At 36.1% G+C, this 18,365-nt stretch carries 16 protein-coding genes and 4 pseudogenes; 3 read left to right on the top strand and 17 right to left on the bottom strand.

What is annotated here, in order from left to right; all coding sequences use genetic code 11:
• Positions 1-928: 928 nt before the first annotated feature.
• Positions 929-1,096 carry a hypothetical protein gene (locus DN408_RS31415; protein WP_002137499.1) on the bottom strand — a complete coding sequence of 56 codons (168 nt, stop codon included), beginning with the start codon at positions 1,094-1,096 and terminating at the stop codon, positions 929-931.
• 267 nt (positions 1,097-1,363) lie between these two features.
• Here DN408_RS31415 and DN408_RS13430 point away from each other — a divergent pair, with 267 nt between their 5' ends.
• A complete protein-coding gene (locus DN408_RS13430; RefSeq protein ID WP_002035240.1) occupies positions 1,364-1,996 on the top strand; it encodes a lysozyme family protein in 633 nt (210 codons plus the stop codon).
• A gap of 729 nt (positions 1,997-2,725) precedes the next feature.
• Here DN408_RS13430 and DN408_RS13425 read toward each other — a convergent pair.
• The 8 genes and pseudogenes from DN408_RS13425 to DN408_RS13390 form a co-directional block, all read right to left on the bottom strand.
• Positions 2,726-2,941: pseudogene (locus DN408_RS13425) on the bottom strand (hypothetical protein); the annotation flags it as partial.
• Positions 2,942-3,346: 405 nt separating this feature from the next.
• Positions 3,347-3,795: pseudogene (locus DN408_RS13420) on the bottom strand (CPBP family intramembrane glutamic endopeptidase); the annotation flags it as partial.
• Between the two features lie 511 nt (positions 3,796-4,306).
• Positions 4,307-4,402, bottom strand: a pseudogene (locus tag DN408_RS13415) (YjcZ family sporulation protein); the annotation flags it as partial.
• 293 nt (positions 4,403-4,695) lie between these two features.
• Entirely contained in the window at positions 4,696-5,676 is a 981-nt protein-coding gene (locus tag DN408_RS13410; protein ID WP_002128358.1) for an alpha/beta hydrolase, read from the bottom strand.
• A gap of 182 nt (positions 5,677-5,858) precedes the next feature.
• Complete coding sequence (locus tag DN408_RS13405; RefSeq protein ID WP_002128359.1) at positions 5,859-7,226, bottom strand: sensor histidine kinase; 1,368 nt, start codon at positions 7,224-7,226, stop codon at positions 5,859-5,861.
• Positions 7,223-7,897 (bottom strand): response regulator transcription factor, encoded by a 675-nt coding sequence (locus DN408_RS13400; RefSeq protein WP_001142154.1) that lies wholly within the window; start codon positions 7,895-7,897, stop codon positions 7,223-7,225. The genes DN408_RS13405 and DN408_RS13400 overlap by 4 nt, the downstream gene beginning before the upstream one ends.
• A gap of 386 nt (positions 7,898-8,283) precedes the next feature.
• Positions 8,284-8,527, bottom strand: a pseudogene (locus tag DN408_RS31990) (GNAT family N-acetyltransferase); the annotation flags it as partial.
• Between the two features lie 147 nt (positions 8,528-8,674).
• Positions 8,675-9,562 carry a LysR substrate-binding domain-containing protein gene (locus DN408_RS13390; RefSeq protein ID WP_002128361.1) on the bottom strand — a complete coding sequence of 296 codons (888 nt, stop codon included), beginning with the start codon at positions 9,560-9,562 and terminating at the stop codon, positions 8,675-8,677.
• 142 nt (positions 9,563-9,704) lie between these two features.
• On the opposite strand from DN408_RS13390, the gene DN408_RS13385 reads away from it, so the two are divergent.
• Positions 9,705-10,463 (top strand): NAD-dependent epimerase/dehydratase family protein, encoded by a 759-nt coding sequence (locus DN408_RS13385; protein WP_002128362.1) that lies wholly within the window; start codon positions 9,705-9,707, stop codon positions 10,461-10,463.
• 115 nt (positions 10,464-10,578) lie between these two features.
• On the opposite strand, the gene DN408_RS13380 is transcribed toward DN408_RS13385, so the two are convergent.
• The 3 genes from DN408_RS13380 to DN408_RS13365 all read right to left on the bottom strand — a co-directional run bounded on the left by DN408_RS13380 (position 10,579) and on the right by DN408_RS13365 (position 11,977).
• Positions 10,579-10,836 (bottom strand): DUF3963 domain-containing protein, encoded by a 258-nt coding sequence (locus DN408_RS13380; protein WP_002128363.1) that lies wholly within the window; start codon positions 10,834-10,836, stop codon positions 10,579-10,581.
• A 165-nt stretch (positions 10,837-11,001) separates the two neighbouring features.
• On the bottom strand, positions 11,002-11,511 hold the full coding sequence (locus DN408_RS13370) for a phage tail protein (RefSeq protein ID WP_078178994.1): 510 nt from the start codon (positions 11,509-11,511) through the stop codon (positions 11,002-11,004).
• Positions 11,498-11,977, bottom strand: coding sequence for a GyrI-like domain-containing protein (locus tag DN408_RS13365; protein WP_078178993.1), 480 nt, complete (start codon positions 11,975-11,977; stop codon positions 11,498-11,500). The genes DN408_RS13370 and DN408_RS13365 overlap by 14 nt, the downstream gene beginning before the upstream one ends.
• A gap of 110 nt (positions 11,978-12,087) precedes the next feature.
• Here DN408_RS13365 and DN408_RS13360 point away from each other — a divergent pair, with 110 nt between their 5' ends.
• The gene (locus tag DN408_RS13360) at positions 12,088-13,050 is read left to right on the top strand and encodes a helix-turn-helix transcriptional regulator (protein WP_002128365.1); all 963 of its coding nucleotides are present in this window, start codon (positions 12,088-12,090) and stop codon (positions 13,048-13,050) included.
• A 292-nt stretch (positions 13,051-13,342) separates the two neighbouring features.
• On the opposite strand, the gene DN408_RS13355 is transcribed toward DN408_RS13360, so the two are convergent.
• From DN408_RS13355 to DN408_RS13335, 5 genes are all read right to left on the bottom strand, one after another.
• Entirely contained in the window at positions 13,343-14,662 is a 1,320-nt protein-coding gene (locus DN408_RS13355) for an aromatic amino acid transport family protein (RefSeq protein ID WP_002128366.1), read from the bottom strand.
• A 1,160-nt stretch (positions 14,663-15,822) separates the two neighbouring features.
• On the bottom strand, positions 15,823-16,572 hold the full coding sequence (locus DN408_RS13350) for an ABC transporter permease (RefSeq protein ID WP_002014105.1): 750 nt from the start codon (positions 16,570-16,572) through the stop codon (positions 15,823-15,825).
• The gene (locus tag DN408_RS13345; RefSeq protein WP_002167904.1) at positions 16,573-17,334 is read right to left on the bottom strand and encodes an ABC transporter ATP-binding protein; all 762 of its coding nucleotides are present in this window, start codon (positions 17,332-17,334) and stop codon (positions 16,573-16,575) included.
• A 168-nt stretch (positions 17,335-17,502) separates the two neighbouring features.
• Positions 17,503-17,844, bottom strand: a complete 342-nt coding sequence (locus DN408_RS13340) for a DUF1048 domain-containing protein (protein WP_002014108.1) — start codon at positions 17,842-17,844, stop codon at positions 17,503-17,505.
• Between the two features lie 75 nt (positions 17,845-17,919).
• Positions 17,920-18,240, bottom strand: a complete 321-nt coding sequence (locus DN408_RS13335; protein WP_002128372.1) for a PadR family transcriptional regulator — start codon at positions 18,238-18,240, stop codon at positions 17,920-17,922.
• Positions 18,241-18,365: the final 125 nt, after the last annotated feature.

Raw genomic sequence — 18,365 nt, 5'->3', positions numbered from 1 at the left:
TTTTTAGGAAAAACGTTTTTAGGGTACATTTTAAAATAGCTCTTTTTCTTTGAAATGTTTCTGTGCTTAATATTTAAAATATCTTATGTCAAAATTTTCCGCAACAAATATGTTAAATGATTCATAATTATATATAATTTGGAACATTAAAGTTAAATATTCCGTATTATACTCTATTAAATATAGCGTATTTAATTTATTAGTAATTAATTTATTGGTCTAAGTATGAATTATAAAGTATGTTCGTTTAAAATTGTCACAATATAATTTTATATTCGACGTTTTTAATTACTCGTGAAACATTTGCAAATGTTTTAACCGTTATGTATAAGGTAAATATCCCCTCTAAATATAAGATTTACTTAATTTAGATTCTTTCTCTCATAGTAATAATGTCGAAAAAAGTCGAATTTTTATATTTTTTCTTTATTTTCTAGTTGTAAACGTTTTATTTTCATGTTACCATCTTAATCAAACATTAGATGGTAATAAAACTTAAAGTATTTCTTTCCCTTAGAGACATATAAACGTTCGGTAATACCATGAAAATAAGGCCAAAGAAATATGAGTTACCTGATAAAAGATTTAATAGGATTTTTACCGTCTTAATTTTCTGTTAATTCAGAATGTAACACTTTAACATTTTGTCCCTAAACAAAATTTAAATTTTAGTGTGGTAAACTCAAAAAGCTAAATCACCCACCAAAATTAATAAATGATATATCCTGTTATATCTAGCGATCAGTCATGAGAAATAGATTTCTTCCTAAGAAAACTTAGCCCATTAATAAAAAGTGTCTAAATTTCTATCTTTATTACCATCTATTGTTGATAACATATTTACCAACTATAAAAAAGAACCTATTGAAGGTTCTTTTTATTATAATCATTAGCACTTCAATTATTGATAATCATTGGTGTTGAATCTTTATTCCCTCACCTTATATAGTTTTCTTTTATTAACACTTGAAGACTTATTGAGGTACGGTTCTGATTTTAATTTTTTTTTTATTTTTAAGCGACTAATTTCCGAATGATGGGCCATCCACAGTTTTATATCTAATAAAGAAAGAATTATGTCTGTTTCAAGTGACATTTTGCTTACCTCCTTCTCTCTTATGGGTTATGTAGATAATATATCTCTTGAATCTGGAGCCTTTAGAACACATAATGGATACCCTAAAAAATTGACTTTATTTTATCTTTATCTTATCTTTACCTTATCTTTAAATTTTTCTATTAAACTTAGCATTTAGAAAAAAATTTTCGAGTCTAAAAAAGCTGGGAAATAGAGAATTATTGAATTTTTTTAATAACCAGCCACCATTGAAAATAGGGTTTCTTGTAAAAGGAGGAGTAATATTTGAAGAATAAGAGAAAAGTACAAACTATTATATTATTCTTTATTAGTATTTTAGGGTTAGGAACAATAATCGGGATACTATATTTTAATGACAAAACCAATACTCAAAAAAATAAAGCGTTTGCTACCGAGGAACGTTTATTGCAATATGAGCCCATCATGAAAAAAGAATTAGAAAAATATAATTTGGGAGAAAAAACAGCAATTTTACTAGGAATTATGTACCACGAGAGTAGGGGTGAGGGCAACGACCCTATGCAATCTTCCGAATCACTTGGATTAAAGCCAAATGAAATCCAAGAGATAAACTTGAGCATTAAACAAGGGGTAAAGCACTTTGTTCAAATGTATAGATATGGAGAAGAAAAAGGTGTTAGCATGGATACAATTATTCAAAGCTATAATATGGGGCCAGGCTATATTGATTTTATTGCCAATCAAGAAGCTAAACAACACTCGGAAGATACAGCTAAACAGTTTTCTAAGTTGAAAGTTGATCAGAATCCAGCTACATACACTTGTGGTGGAAATAAACAAAATTTTAGATATCCATATTGTTACGGTGATTTCACATATACAACAAAAGTGAATGAAAAAGCAAAACTTATTGAAGAACGCCTCCAAAAAAATTAAAATTGTATATATTTGTTTGAAGGAGTTTTCCATTTACTTTTATATGGTTTTTCATCAACTTTTATCCCCTCTTACCATCTAAATGTATATATACAACTATCGTATCATATTTCAATTTAAATACGGCTCTAGTTACATATTTCGCAAGAAATCTATCCAGAATATAAATAAAATCACCATTTTACATGAAATAGTATCCACTTAGCGAATTCATTAGGCATAAAAATAAATGTAGATTCAATAAAAAGAGAGCACCCTCGCTATTGGTGCTCTCAATGTGAATTGGGGTTTATCCTGAGCATTGAATAGGACACGAAGAACTCGTCCTGTTACATAATATTATGCTTGTCCATATTATAATGTACAATAAAAAAAGCACCCTCGCCCAGGCGCCAAGAGATACATATACGTTGAGGTAACTAACACGTTAGAAAAGGCCCTTCCATATCATTGTATGATTATCAATTATCTTTATACCTAGCAGACTCATTAAATACGTTTAATGTATCATTTCTATTAGTTTAACCATGCCTAATGCCCTCCAATTCATGGTTAGTATTCTAAATAGACCAACGATGTATTATAATCCTTTATATACCCAAGGAGGTTTACCATGCTTAATTTTCATAAAACATTCCCCATCTTAGGATTCTTTTGGTTTTTATATAGTTTTATCGGCATCATCTTTTTATTACTATTCCTTAGCGTATAGTAACAACGCGTATAAATAGTAGAAGATTTAATCAACCATCCAGGTATGTTTTCAATTACTTTCCAGTCGCTACGATATAATTGTAAAAACACTTCTTGTGCTAACTCTTCAGCGATAGATTGATCTTTAACAATCCATATAATCTGTTTCACAGCATAAGCATAGTACTGCTTAAATAAATCTTCAAAAGGTATATCAGAAGCATGACTTTCTTCATTTTCTATGGTTAACATGTTAGTTTAAACCTCACTTTCAATTTGATGCCTGTATTATAGAGAAACCAGAAAAACGGATTTTGTGACAGTTTTTCTGGTTATTTTTTTATTATGTACTAAAAAAAGCATTCATCTGATTAAAAGATAAATGCCAAAAGGGAAATGAAAACATAAAACTATAACTCTTGCAGTAGTTTTCTATTAATGGGATACCGCCACATCGCTATCAAGCTAATAAAAAAGAAATGCCCCCTAGAATGAAAAAAACGCCATCCTTTCCTATGATTCTACAGAAAGAATACCGTATTTTTTCATTTTAGGGGAATAATTAATCTCTTAAGTTGATGAGCATGCAGCAAGCCCCTTTAAAGGTAATATTGTGGTACCAGGCTGCCCTCTATACTGAAAAGGTAATATCACAACTCAAACTGCTATATTTATTTCCTGTCGAATACACTCTTTTTTATTAGCACGTTTCCATAAATATATGGTGTAGAAGAATAAAATTGCAATAATAATATATGCAAAAAGCGACGAGGCTTGAACATTCCCCATAAAATTAAAGAAATTATTAAAAGCGTGGAAAGTAATGGTGATAATAATTGATTGCTTATTTACGATAAGTAAGGACAGACAAGTCCAACTAAAAATGCATATATGATTTGTAAAATGGTATCTTTAATAGACTGCCCACCAATTAGTTGTAATAAATGGGTGATACCAAACAAAAAACTTGAAATCAAAACTGATTTTTTTATCCCCTTTGAAAACAACATTTTGAGCATAAATCCACGAAAAAAGATTTCCTCAATAAATGCAACAACAAAAAATTGCATGATAAACATAAAAAATAAGTCAGATACCGATGTGGTGAGACCCCATAAAGAAAAGACACCCTAAGGTGCCTTCCTCCGACTTGAACCACTTTAATTTAATAATATGTATTGGACATTAAGTAAACACGTCCTATAAAACAGAATCATTTATTTTCAACAGATTGTTAGTGTACAAATACAAGAGAATCGAGATCGTTTGTTTGGCTAGATTAAAGCAACGCCACACCACACCTATATGGTTGAGATGTGTTACGCCTTCTAATCGGAGAATCAGCTTTATAGAACGTGTCCACAATTTATATTTTACTACATGTAATATTTATTTTATGTAATTTTTACAAATATGTATAATTACATAAAATTCACGAGAAAAAGAGAGTATACTTTGATATTGTGTAATAAAGATAAGGCCCACCTACGGAAATAGGTGGGTTTTTTGTTAGGCATTACTATCTCATTGCACAAAAGGGAATTTGCATTAAAATAATATCATATTCTTAGAGTTCTTATATTGAGAAAAAAGACACTCTTATGAGTGCCCCTTTTTTTAGTAACCGAATCCGCCGCTACCGCCGCCCCAACAACTACATCCTATAATGATTAACAGGATGAATAGAACGATCAGTAAAGCAAATCCGCCACCTAACTGTCTACGCTTAAAGACTAAAGTTACCTTTAGCCCTCCAAGACTCGCTACGAGCGAATGGCTAGTTCTTACTCGACGGGAATCCCACCCGTTATATGATACGACCTAGGATCGGCCGCACACCTGCCTCGTTAGTTAATATGAAAATGAAACCCAATGTCTTTCAGGCGAAAGTATAATCTTGGTTTGGAAATATACAACTGTTTGGACATAAAAAAGACCATCGAAATGATGGTCTTGCAGACTGTAGACAAATGCATAAAATAACGAATGAACCTTTCTCTGAACACTTACTTTACTTCTTTCATAAATAGTCTAACGTTTTCAGCGATTTCTTTGAATTTGGTATGGTGTAAATAATGTGATCCATCCATGGTTACTACTTTTCCATGTACCGAGTCTTTGATCTGCCCTTCATGCAGAGGTATCCATCCTGCTACATCTTCATTATTCGCTTGTACAAAGAGAAGAAGTGGAAGATATTTAGGGAAGATTAAACCTTGAGCCCCTTTAAAATTAGACGAAATATGATCCATCTCATTCAAGGTTGTGTCATTATACATGTTTTTATTCGAAATCATTTTCATTTGCTCTACGGTTTTTTCATCAAATGCCAGTCCAGCATAGGGGTCAGCACTGATTTTCATAGCCAATCTTAAGAGACCTGATTTTTTGAGATATGCAAACGTTTTTAATGGGAAATTGATATCCATACCCGGTTGTGTTGCAACACTGCTATCGATTCCGACAAATGCAGTCACCTCGTTTGGATATTTGTTCACATAATCAATTCCATAAATGCCTGTAATGGAGTGGCCCATGAGCATGTATCTGTTAATATTAAGCTGCTGTAGAGCTTCATGAACTTCACTTACCATATTCTCCGTGGTTCGCTCTTTTACAGTTTCATCACTTAATCCATAACCGAAAGGCTCTACCGCAACAACTTTGTAAAATGGAGATAATTCATCGATAAGAAGCTTAAAATCAAGCCCTGGAGTAGCTGTTCCATAACCAGGCAGGAGCACGATCGTTTCCTCGCCCTCGCCTTGAATTAACACATTCATGTTTTTCCCGTCTACAGATACGTGCTGCCCGTAGGGCACTATTCGTTTTTGCTCCGAATGACTACTCATCACATTTACGATATAAACAATACCTAAAAAAAGTACAATGACTAGAACGATTGCTCCTATGATTTTAAGTAAGATGTTTCGCACTTTCTTTATTTTCATTCCCCTCAGCGTTTTCTTTTCCTCTTGTTGTGTCACTTTCATCTTCTCCTGTCCTGATCTGTTTGCCTTCCTTCATGTGCCTGTAATGAAAACTTAACCAATGAAGATGTACTCACCATGACGACAATATGAACTGAATATGAACTGCCAAAAAAAATGCTACGGCTCTATATGCAAGTAAGCTTGCATATGAGTCGTAGCATAGAGAATGAATCTAACTAATCTGTTGGTGTAGTGATTGGCAAGGTGACAATGAAGGTCGTTCCTTGACCAAGTTCACTTTTCACTCGGATGTCACCTTGATGAAGCGACACGATCTGTTTAACGATAGCGAGTCCCATACCACTTCCGTCATACTTACGACTGTGGGAACGATCGGCCTTAAAAAAACGATCGAATATACGCTTCTGGTCGTCAAGGTGAATACCAATACCAGTGTCGGATATTAGGATTGTCACGTTTTTGATATCTTGTTTGATGCTTACGTTAATCACGCCGGCATCCTCGGAAAATTTGATGCTATTTCTGAGGATATTCGTCCATACCTGATTTAACAGGTCATGATCAGCCGTTACTTTAACTGTCTGTAAATCAAGCTCGAAATGTATATCGCGAGCAGACCATTGTGGCTGGAGCGCCACGATTATCCGTCGGATTTGTTCATCGAGGCTGAGTGTGACGAGCCGCAGTTGCTTTGACTGCGATTCAAGAAAACTCAGCTTTAGCAGGTTATCGCTCATTTTGGACATCCTTTTCGCTTCAGCGATGATAATATCAAGATAACGGCTTCGTTCGTATTCTGAAAGGTCAACTTGCTTAAGCACTAGAGCATAACCGGATATCGAAGTGAGCGGAGACTGAACCTCGTGCGACACGTTCGTTACGAATTCCCTGCGCATCTGCTCAAGTTGCTGCAGATCGTGCATCATTTCTTCGAAGCTGCGAGCCAAAGTACCCAGCTCACTCGTTTGCTTAATATTCAACTTGACGTTGAAATCTCCAGATGCTATCCGCTTGGTCGCTTTTGTCAGCTTTTTTATCGGTCTTACCAGGAATACAGAGGCAACTAGAATCAATAAGCTTCCTGCAATCAACGAACATGTTGCAAAGACCAATGCCCACTTTGTGACAAAAGAGGCTGAAGGAGGGGCGAGCGCTTCCAAAAATATCGCTTTCGTTCCCATTTCCGTTTTCAACGGCAACCCTAAGAGGACCGTGGCAATACCATTAGGAGTGTCCTGAACAACACCTCCATCTAATACTTTCTTTAGTTGCTCCATCGTCACAGGCGCAGGTTTGTGTCCGTGAAGTTTACCGTAAGACTTGAACTGACCCGTTGCTTCGTAGATTCGAATATAATAAGAATCGAGCTGCTTCATTTCACTTACGAACAAGTCCGCTTCACGTAACGGAAAGGTCTTGTAAATCCGGACGATGTCTTGGCCAAAGTTACGTAAGTTGATTTGAGCATTTTCGTTCAATTTATCTTCGAATATCCAAGTTGACACCAAAAAAGAAATGATCGTGCCCCCGATGATGGAGACTAAAAATGTCAGGACAACACGTATATATAAGGATCTGATCATTCATAAACCTCAAGCCGATACCCAAGCCCGCGCACCGTTTCGATCCGAAAATCGGGTGTTGTCGCGAACCGTTCACGCAGCCGTTTAATATGTACGTCTACCGTTCGATCATCTCCGGCGTAATCGATACCCCAAATCTGATCGATCAACTGTACGCGCGTATAGACTTGTCCGGGTGTTCCAGCGAGCTTATACAGCAATTCGAACTCCTTTAGCGGCAACGTAAGCGACTCCGTCCCTTTCATCACTTTATAGGTCTGTCGATCAAGGATGACGTTCCCTAAATGGATCGTCTGCGTGGAGCCAATCTTGTATCGTTTGAGTAGTGCCCTAACACGAACCGTCAACTCTAACGGATCGAATGGTTTGGTTAAATAATCGTCCGTCCCAAGTTCGAAACCTTTCACTTTCTCCCATGTTTCTCCTCTCGCAGTCAGCATAAGTAAAGGTAGATCAGGATTGGCTCTTCGGAGCTCCTTGCTTAACGTCCAACCATCCATAATCGGCATCATAATGTCAAGTACGACAAGATCGACATTCGTTGAGATGTAGACGGCCAGTGCTTCCTTGCCGTCCGCTGCTTCAGCTGTTGCGAATCCGTCGTTGCGTAGAAATAAACAGACGAGTTCGCGAATGTTCGCATCGTCGTCAGCAACTAGTATAGTAGGCATCGGTTCCCTCTTTTCCCTGTTTTCCACCGCATTATTTCAAGCAATCATTATACTATAAATTAACACGTATGTTGATTAACCAAAGTAATACAGTTTCTTGATTTATCGACCTGTAGAATTCAAGTGTTTCTTTCAAACTAATTTGCCACTCAATTGACAAGGCTTCACAAAGAAACAGGCGTGTGAAACCTGCAAATGACAAACGTTTATTTTGTCTTTTGGCCTTGTGCACGAAGAAATTTCAGCAAAGCATAGGCAATTATAGCTGTGAATAACTGATTGAACAACGCATTGGATATTGTGCCAAACAATACGGGAACGTTCAAATTCAGCTAAATCCAGCGGAAAAATGATTCAATTGCCCAGCGCGATTTGTACATGGCGGCGATTCCTTCGGACAGATAGATTGATAGAACGCATATTCCCCAAACTACTCCAGTAATTACACCATCTGAAATAACACGTCCCATACCCACTAATTATTTTTCATCAAATGTGTATGGCGTATCAACTTTGATTGCACATTCGTTCCAAATCATTACTTGTTAATTTAAGTGAATTCCATCATAAAGATTCATATAGGTTTAGTAATTAGTCAAAGTTATTAGGGTGTTCTGTCGTACAATTTATATATTACTATATAATCACCTCCTGATTTTTGTATATTATAGTTCTACATCGACACATAATATATAACTTTTTCTCATTGCTTATTGAATTAATCTGCTCCGTTCAAGAAGAACCATATCAGTTTAAATAACTCAGATTTTGGCAAAATTAAATTGATTCAAATGATACCCACCTTTTAGTAATCTCAGAAAATTTCTTAGTCGCGAGTGAGGTTGGTTTTCTTATAGCTAATCCAATAGTTCGATAGCTATCACTTTCAAGTGGAATTGCTGCAAAAGAAATTTTTGATGTCGGTATAATCATTTCTGGCAATATACTAATTCCTAGATTATTCTCCACCATGGAGATCACTGAGTATTCATTCATATTTTCGAATCGAATATTGGGGCTAACTTTATTCTCCCTAAATATTTTTTGAATATCATCATAACACTGATATGTTGGCATAATAAAAGGTACATTTTCTATTTGTTGCATTGATACTTGGTTTTCCTTACATAATGGGGATTGGTTAGATACAACACATAAAAGTCGATCCCTCTTCAATTGTACGATTTCAAAGGATTTTTCAAAGGATTCAAAGTAAGTATCATTATTAATAAATCCACAATCTAATCTCCCGTTTTGTAACCAATTCTCAACTTCAGCATAGTTTCCTTCCAGTAATTCGATTTCAATATTTGGAAACTTTCCCTCCATTTTTTTAAGAATACCAGGAATCCAGTTTTTAGAAATACTCGAAAAAACCCCCACTCTTACTGTTCCTTTTTGGAACCCATTGATAGCGGCTACTTCCTGCTTCAGCATGTTGTTATAGTATAAAATTTTCCGAACGGTAATTAAAAGCTCCTCTGCATTTTTGGTCAATGTTAAAGTAGAGTGATTACGAATAAATAAAGGAAAGGAAAACTCTTTTTCCAAACTGCTAATTGCATGACTTACAGCAGATTGGGTGAAACCTAACACTTCTGCAGCTTTTGTAAAACTATTGAGTTCTGCCACTTTGTTAAATATTTCATATTTTGTTAAAGTCACTATGGTCCTCCTCATGAATTTTATTCATGTCTCCATTATATTTCTTCGTTTTATTTAATGCCATTACCAACATACAATAAGTGCATGCTCTATTATATGACCCTTGACAAGGGATGTATTTTTTATGGAAGGATGAAGTGAAATGCAAAAAATTTTAGTTACAGGTGCTGCAGGTAAGATTGGCCAAGATGTTACAAGATTCCTAGATAAGCAAGGGAATTACCAGTTACGGCTAGCAGATATTAACTTATCTGCTTTAGAAACTTTTAAAGATACAAATCACGAAATCATATATTTAGATGTTTCTGATTTAGCTGCTTGTCAAGAATTTACGAAAGGTATAGATATAGTTATACACTTGGCAGGTAATCCTTCACCAAATGCTGATTTTTATGGCTCCTTATTAGAAAATCATATAAAGGGAACCTATAATATTTTTAGAGCTGCTAGTGATAATAATGTATCCAAAGTGATAGTTGCTTCCAGTGCTCAAACAATTGAAGGCTATCCTTTGGATTATCAACCACATGCTTATTCACCCACGAGGCCCAAAAATATGTACGGGGTAAGTAAGTGTTTTGCAGAGGCTGTTGCTTCTTATTTTGCTTATGAAGAAGGGTTACAAAGTCTTGCTATTCGTATAGGTGCATATGATGATTATAATCCATATGGTAAACCACTAACAGCTAGAGATATGAGTGCATACTTAAGCCCAGAAGATTTTATGGACCTTCTCTTAAAGTCGATGACGGCAAAGAACTTACCTCCATTTTCAATTTTACATGGTGTATCTAACAACAGGTTTAAACGAATTGATATTGAAGGAACAAGAAAGTTAGTTGGTTATAGCCCAAGTTCTGATGCTTTTGTACTAAGTGGTATTAAGTTTTTTGATGCTTGATAAAGGCATATCTAGAAAAGAGATTATATTATAGTAGGCGCTACCATGATCTGGTTGGCGTCTTGTTTGTTGTTAAGGAAAGATAACAAAACAAAATTTCCTTAATCATAAGGCTTTAAAAGTAACCTATCCATAGTGATATTAAAGTTACTACTAACAAGGCAAGAAGAAATGTGATATTTCGAATCCACTTTTGTATATCATCAAAATACCGTTCTATAAATGCAACGTTGATATAAAACATGAGAAATACAACAAAGAAGGTAAAGTTACCAAATTTATCATTCAATTTTTCATTAGTAAATGTGCTTACATGAAGGAATAGTAAAGCAAAAGTTACTAAGAATAACTCAAATAGCCTTTTTTTGCTCACGCCACCACCACCCTACAGTAATTTCCTTTCGTTCTATTTTATCTGAACGTAGTGTGTAGCAGACTATGAATATTATACTTATGTAAAAAAAGGCTAACAATTTAAGATTGTTAGCCTTAATCGCGCCTTTTAAAAAATAACTCAATATAACAAATGAATGATTCTTCAACTTACACTATATTCTCCTTTTATTACAAAAAACGAACCTCGAATTGTTCCAGCAAGTTTAGACTTCTGTCTAGCAAACTTAAACTTCTCTACTAACTCCGTTGGTATCTCCATTCCCTCAGAAAGCTTAAATCCAACGGCCCGCTTCTTTGGGTTATCCAACGTATACATGACGTTGACTGCAAGACCATCCTCATAGAAGACATAGGCAAATTTAATATTTTCCACTTGAAAACACGATGTTTCTAAAGGTTTTGCCGCAAACTCAATATCACGTTCTTCTTTCAAAATGCGGTTCACATAATCAAGAGTCTTCTCGCTTTCACTAGCTGGTACAACCGTAAATTCATGCTTGTATTTATTCATAAAGTAACGTGCTTCATGGGCACGTAAACCAGCAAGTGCTTCTGCTACAGGTGAAGACTCCATGCCAGCTGTAGTTACGTTTTTAAAATCAACTATATTGGACAATTCCATCTCTCCTTTTAACACTTTACTTCCTAACAACTGGAATCCATATTTCACCAAATACTAAGCCGTTTCGCTGCCCCATCTCAACTGTTGTATTTGGCCCACCAACATAGGAAAAATCTTTTACTTCTGCTAATGCTTGACCAAATGCAATACCAGTAAGCTTATTACTTAGCTCCTCAGCTGTATTGCCTTCCCCTTTAACTACTAGGTATTCTCCCCTCGGAAACTGGATAACTCTAGATTCTTCTTGTATCGTTGCCTCTGTCATGACACCAGCGTAATACATCATCTTGTTATTCACCGCTTCACTCACAGAAAAAATGTAATCATTTGTAGCTAAAGCTTTTAAAGTGTCCAACCTTCCATCTTGTTCGACGGACAGCCAAAAGTCTGCCTTTTCCTTGTTTATGCCCGCAAAGTCTGTATAGTGACTCTTAAGTTCAGTTCCAATACCTAACACGATAAAGCTATCTTTTTCTTCTATTGTATAATTTTTCATATTTAAAACCTTCCTCACTTTTAAATTAATCAAACGATTTATCTTTTCACTTGATGAGTTTATAATATCTTTAAATCATGTCAAAAAATGATACTGTTTAGGAGACCAACATGAAAAAAGTTGAACGGATTAATACGATCATGCGGTACATTAACAACCGCTCCCACTTTACAATTTCTGAAATCATACGAGAATTTAACATCTCACGATCGACAGCTATTAGAGACATTAGAGAAATTGAAGCCATGGGGATGCCGCTCGTCGCTGAAGTTGGAAGGGATGGAGGCTATTTTGTCATGCATAACTCTATCCTACCCGTTGTTCGCTTTACTGATAATGAGGTCAAAGCTCTTTTTATTGCCTTTATGGCCACCAGAAATCAACAACTTCCCTATCTAAAGAGTCGTCAGTCTTTAGCCGAAAAACTACTAGGACTCATCTCAGAAATCCAGCAGGATGACCTTGTTCTTTTAAATCAAATCTTGCTTTTTGAAGGAACTAACCCTCATAATCCTGACCTACTTGAGCTTTCTGACCTCCCCCATCCTATGTTAGAAAAACTCATCCAAATCCTTCTTTTGGATAGTCATTTATTGATTACCGTAAAAGAAGAGGAAGAAATCAAGTCTTATCCAATTTATCTACTACACCTTTATCAAGAAAAAAGCCATTGGATAATTGAAGCCTTTGACATAAAAGAAGAAAAAAAGAAGATGCTCCCTGTCGATCATCTCATCAATGTCGAACCCTATACGACGAAAAAGAGATTAAGTAAGAAAAAAATTTTAGAAAAACTAAGTAAGAAGGACGAGGCAATCAACCTTGTACTTGAACTTGGTCCAAAAGCGATTGCCCAGTTCAAAAAATACCATCCTATAAAAATTTCTATTTCCTATACTAATCCTTACCAATCCACAGCCATTCTAAAGACTTTTATCAATGTTAACAATCTCGATGAATTAACAGAAATAACAAATTGGCTACTTTTCCTAGGTAAAGATATCAAAATCAAGGAAGTGCCTGAAGAAGTGTTAGAAGGTTTAAAAGAGAGATTATGTTTATACTGCCCATAAGCAGTGACCAGTTAAACCCAAAATAATATTGAGTTTGACTAGATGCCAGTTACTTCTATTCAAATACCTAGTAAAAACATTTTATTTACTACCGCTACTTTAAACGCTCTTCTAGTAATAACGCCAACACAAAAAAGACATGAACTAATCTTTGTTCATGTCTTTTTATATTAGAGTTTAACCCTCATTAAATTACTTGTTTAAAATTCGAATGTGGATTTATCTTATCCATAATCTCTTTCATTCTTTATTCATATCCCACTATTTTAGCACTTGAACTAACAATAACGAATTAGAATAATGACTTAATACTTGCTAGGACAGTAAGTATACCTACAACAATGACAAACACATTGCTCATTTTTCCTCTGTATTTAGCTAGTACTGGTACTTTACGAATCGCATACATTGGTAATAGACATAAGATAGCTGCAACTAACGGACCGCTAAGGGAATCAATGATTCCAAGAATACTTGGATTTGCATAAGCAACATACCAGCATGTTAATACGACAAAAGAAAGAATCATTGTCTTAACTGTTTTTTCTTCGATAGCTTTTCCGCGTGTTTTTCCAAACTTGATAATTACGTCACGCATTACCTCATATGCCCCTATATAATGGCCAAGGAAAGACTTTGTAATAGCCACAAAAGCAATGATAGGAGCTGCAATAGTGATTACAGGCGAATTAAGCTCATTAGCAAGATATGAAAGGATCGATAAGTTCTGCTCTTTTGCCATTTTAAGATCCTCTGGAGTCAAACTCAATGTACTGCTCCAGACGAAGAACATAACAACCACGAATGTCATGATATAACAAACCTTTTGTATTTGTGCACATTTGGCATCAGTAGCTTCTATTCCATACGTAGCCCTCTGTTTCACAACGAATGATGAAATCATAGGTGAATGATTAAATGAGAATACGATGATTGGTAGTATCATCAATATCGTTCCAAAATATCCTGTTCCTGTTGAAGCAGTAGAAACACTTGAAAAACTAAGCATTGACGTATTCCACTGCGGGATCAAAGATATTGCGATAAAAAGTAAAGAAGCTATGAAAGGATACACTAGCATACTCATGATCTTTACAGTAATATCTTGACCAAAATTTAGTATAGCGATAAGACCAAGCACTAATACAAGCGATAAAATGGCCCTTGGAGGCTCCGGCATGTGCAATTGATGCACGATAAAACTACTTGCAGTATTTGTAAGCGCAACCGAATACATCAGTACGATTGTATAAATTGAGCCGAAATATACTATGTTAAAAATGATACTTGCCTTATTTCCGAAATACTCTCTAATTGTACCTGTAATCCCCTGATCAGCAGAATTAGAAGCGTATATCATTTTAGCAAGCGCCCTATGTGAGTAATACATAACAGGAAATGCAAGTATCGTAATTAACAGTAATGATAATAAACCACCTGAACCTGCATTAATAGGTAAAAAGAGTACTCCTGCTCCAATTGCTGTTCCAAAAAGGCTCAATGCCCAAGTAGTATCTTGTTTATGCCACTTTTTAGGATCTAGATAGTTCTCATTTTTCACTGCATTATTTTCAGCTTGAAATTCTATTTTTTTTGCAGTATTCCCATTCATATAATAAATCCCCCTTGTATCCTATTCTTACGTCTCTTTTTAGGCTTAAGAATATAGACCATTCTTAAAAAATGAACCGCTTACTAGATGCGCCATATTGTAAACGATTCCACCTAAAGCTGTCTCTCTTAATGTGCGAGGCATTTATCCTCCAACCCTATACTTCCATTGATGATATTGTTTACACCAGCTAATACGATGTCCGCTGCTACTAAACTATTTTGAAGAAATTCCCCTTCTGGTCACACACCTTTCTGTAATTAATCGTTTCAGTCTGTCCAATTTTAAAATGTTTGATATTTTCTTCGTAGGTAATCGGTTACCTCTCGACGCCCTCATTATAACGTTTATATTTGCGAGTCTAATATTTTTTTATTTTTAGAAAGACAGAATAAACAGAATTATGAATAGATAATAAATTACAATTGGTATGTAACAATTGTGTCTATTTTTTGAAGCTGTATTAGTTAATAGAAAAGCAAACATAATACAGAGTTCCTTTCGTTAACACATTGATTATATTAGGAACTCGTTATAAAGATACTTATATTTCCCTTTGCTTTCACATCTTATCTTTGACATGAAAGCTGTTGTAATAAATAATACACATTGATGTAAAGGAATAAATTTAGAAAACATAAAATTATTATCATGAATTTTTATTACATATAACGAATTAATATTCATTTTTCAGAAAAGAAGAACTTTTTCAAAGGAGCCTACGCACCTTATATAATGGTTATCATGTTAAGCCTGTTAAAAGAATTACACCATAAGTTTCCATTTACTATATGTAATATTTATTAAGTGTAGTTTTTTCTAAATATGGATAATTACATATTCAGAAAAAGAGAGTATCCTTTCGAATTGTGTAGTAAAGATATAGCCCACCTACGGAAATAGGTGGGCTTTTCATGTATAAAAATTGCATTTATTATATGGCAATTAGAATTGAGGTCAAAATATTATCTCTTCCCTTTTAACTCTCTCAGTCTGCTTTTTCTCAACGTCTGAGCCTACTTACGTACCAACTGCATAACCAGTAAGAATACTAACAATTATAGCAATAACTAAGATTAATGTGATTTAAATCCATTTTCCCATATATATATATATTATTCCAGAAGATTTAGTTGCCATTGTGCACCGAACTGGTGGTGTTACCCTAACTGACGTTTAAATGCTTTGCCGGCGAAGAAGTAAGCGATAACCATAATGCCCACACACCAAGCAAGTGCAATCCAAATATCGTTGCCAACAGTCCCTTCATATAAGAGGGCACGAATCGCATTCACGATTGAAGTCACAGGCTGGTTTTCAGCGAACGCACGAACAATTTTTGGCATAGTTTCGGTAGGAACAAAGGCCGAACTAATAAAGGGCAGAAAAATTAGTGGGTACGAGTAGGCTGTCGCCCCTTCCATAGACTTCGCTGTCAACCCAGGAATGATAGCCAACCATGTCAGCGCCAGCGTAAACATCCCGAGTATTCCAGCTACCGCGAGCCAATCCAGAATATTAGCACTGGAACGGAAGCCCATTAAGAGCGCAACAAGGATAACCACCACGATAGTAAGCACATTAGCAACAAGTGATGTTAATACGTGAGCCCATAATACCGACGAACGCTTGATAGGCATAGTAATGAAACGTGCCATCAGCCCGCTCTTTACATCCGTAAACAACCGTACGGAAGTGTAAGCGACACCGGATGCGATAGCCATCAGCAAGATTCCCGGCAATAAATAATTGACGTAGTTATCCGTTCCTGTCTTTATGGCGCCGCCAAATACGTAGACAAACAACAGCATCATCATAATCGGCGTAATCGCTACCGTAATAATTGTATCCGGACTGCGCATAATGTTGCGCATTAAACGCCCTAATAATACCCCTGTTTTGCTCTTCATTTACATCTCCTCCTTTTTGCCAATGATCGCAAGGAAAATTTCTTCCAATGTCGGCTGCTTCTCGATATACTCCACTTTTGTTGGCGGGAACATCTCTTTAAGTTCTGTAAGAGTACCAGTCGTGATAATTTTCCCGCCATGCAAGATAGCGATACGGTCCGCCAGTTGTTCGGCTTCCTCGAGGTACTGGGTCGTGAGCAAGATAGTCGTGCCGCCGCCGGCAAGTTCCTTGACTGTATCCCACACTTCAATACGCGCTTCAGGGTCAAGCCCTGTCGTCGGTTCATCGAGAAAAATGACTGCTGGCGTTCCGATCAAACTCATCGCGATGTCAAGCCGGCGCTTCATCCCACCTGAATACTGGTCTGCCCTCTGGTTGGCTGCATCAGTCAGGCTAAATCTTGCAAGCAAATTATCAGCGACTTGAGCAGGACTAGAAACTCCACGCAAATTGGCAATCATTATCAAGTTTTCTCTCCCCGTGAGCATTCCGTCTAAAGCTGCAAACTGCCCTGTCAGACTGATACTTTGACGAACATGATCCGGTTGACGCTGAACGTCAAAACCACAAATACCTACTTCGCCGCCATCTTGCTTCATCAGCGTCGAGAGGATATTGACTATCGTCGTCTTGCCCGCTCCATTTGAGCCCAGCAGTGCGAAAATGGAGCCACGCTGCACTTCAAAATCTACCCCTTTTAACACTTCCTTATCTTTAAAGGATTTTTTTAATCCTTTTACAGAAATCGCTGTATTGGTCATGCTTTTTTCCTCCTTAAAAAATGTTTTGTAAAGATAGACTGCCTACACCCTCTATTTAGTATTACTGATAATCTGTATTACTTAGTACTGATTTAAAAATATAACTGAATAGCAATGGCGTCAATTCACATTTGTAACCAGCTAATCAGTCGGTATTACCTGTTGCATTTATTTTTTTCTCAATTGCTTCATGATACTTTCATTCAAATCTTCACGATACTTGGAAACATAAGTTTTAGCGTTTGCCACTAGTTCGTCAGCAAAGGATGCCACGTCCTCCCCAGTGATTTCTAGCACTTGTCTGCCTTCCGCCGCACCGGCTTCAAACAAATCGATTAGTTCATACTGTATGTGTAGCATATCCATCCCGTTACCAGCTGAGAAATTCCACATGTAGTTTTGAATTTTCTTAAACACAAACTGATAGTCCTCTGGCAGAGCTCCAACCCGTGCCATCATCATTTTGTACTCTTTTTTATCACCAATTAATTTTTTGAACATTTCCAACATATTATTTTTCCTCCTTTTTTATAAAGCAGAACAAGAAACTCCCAAAATATCGGCCGAATATTTAATCTTATGAGGCTAGTTTGACTTCAAGACGTTAATTTTTGATGATACAAAATCCCATTTTCTCCAAAATAATTCAAGCTCCTGACGGCCATCCTCATTTAGTGAATAAAACTTGCGAGGCGGCCCCATGTCTGACGGTTTCTTTTCAATATTCACAAGTTTTTTCTTCTCTAATCGCACAAGGATGGTATAGACCGTTCCTTCCACGACTTCAGTAAACCCAAGCTCATTCAGGTGGCGGGTAATCTCATAGCCATAAGTTTCACGGCGGCTAATGATTTCCAGAACACATCCTTCCAGCGAACCTTTCAGCATTTCAGTTAAATTTTCCATATTCTGACCCTCCTTTACCCCCTATTCTGTCTGACTTATATTCAGTATCACAGAGTACTAAGGCTAATTTTTACTGAATAGCTTTTGAGAAGCCTCACTATTCAGTATTACTTATTACTTATTAC

The organism is Bacillus sp. AR13-1 (assembly GCF_008042285.1).
Classification (GTDB): domain Bacteria; phylum Bacillota; class Bacilli; order Bacillales; family Bacillaceae_G; genus Bacillus_A; species Bacillus_A mycoides.
The sequence above is the reverse complement of the archived record's forward strand: the minus strand, read 5'-3'. Positions and strand labels throughout refer to the sequence as shown.

Excerpts from the sequence above, each read along its gene's own strand:
- DN408_RS31415 (WP_002137499.1), bottom strand. The coding sequence starts at position 1,096 with ATGTCACTTGAAACAGACATAATTCTTTCTTTATTAGATATAAAACTG.
- DN408_RS13405 (WP_002128359.1), bottom strand. The coding sequence starts at position 7,226 with ATGATCAGATCCTTATATATACGTGTTGTCCTGACATTTTTAGTCTCC.
- DN408_RS13400 (WP_001142154.1), bottom strand. The coding sequence starts at position 7,897 with ATGCCTACTATACTAGTTGCTGACGACGATGCGAACATTCGCGAACTC.
- DN408_RS13385 (WP_002128362.1), top strand. The coding sequence starts at position 9,705 with ATGCAAAAAATTTTAGTTACAGGTGCTGCAGGTAAGATTGGCCAAGAT.
- DN408_RS13365 (WP_078178993.1), bottom strand. The coding sequence starts at position 11,977 with ATGAAAAATTATACAATAGAAGAAAAAGATAGCTTTATCGTGTTAGGT.
- DN408_RS13360 (WP_002128365.1), top strand. The coding sequence starts at position 12,088 with ATGAAAAAAGTTGAACGGATTAATACGATCATGCGGTACATTAACAAC.
- DN408_RS13355 (WP_002128366.1), bottom strand. The coding sequence starts at position 14,662 with ATGAATGGGAATACTGCAAAAAAAATAGAATTTCAAGCTGAAAATAAT.
- DN408_RS13350 (WP_002014105.1), bottom strand. The coding sequence starts at position 16,572 with ATGAAGAGCAAAACAGGGGTATTATTAGGGCGTTTAATGCGCAACATT.
- DN408_RS13345 (WP_002167904.1), bottom strand. The coding sequence starts at position 17,334 with ATGACCAATACAGCGATTTCTGTAAAAGGATTAAAAAAATCCTTTAAA.
- DN408_RS13340 (WP_002014108.1), bottom strand. The coding sequence starts at position 17,844 with ATGTTGGAAATGTTCAAAAAATTAATTGGTGATAAAAAAGAGTACAAA.
- DN408_RS13335 (WP_002128372.1), bottom strand. The coding sequence starts at position 18,240 with ATGGAAAATTTAACTGAAATGCTGAAAGGTTCGCTGGAAGGATGTGTT.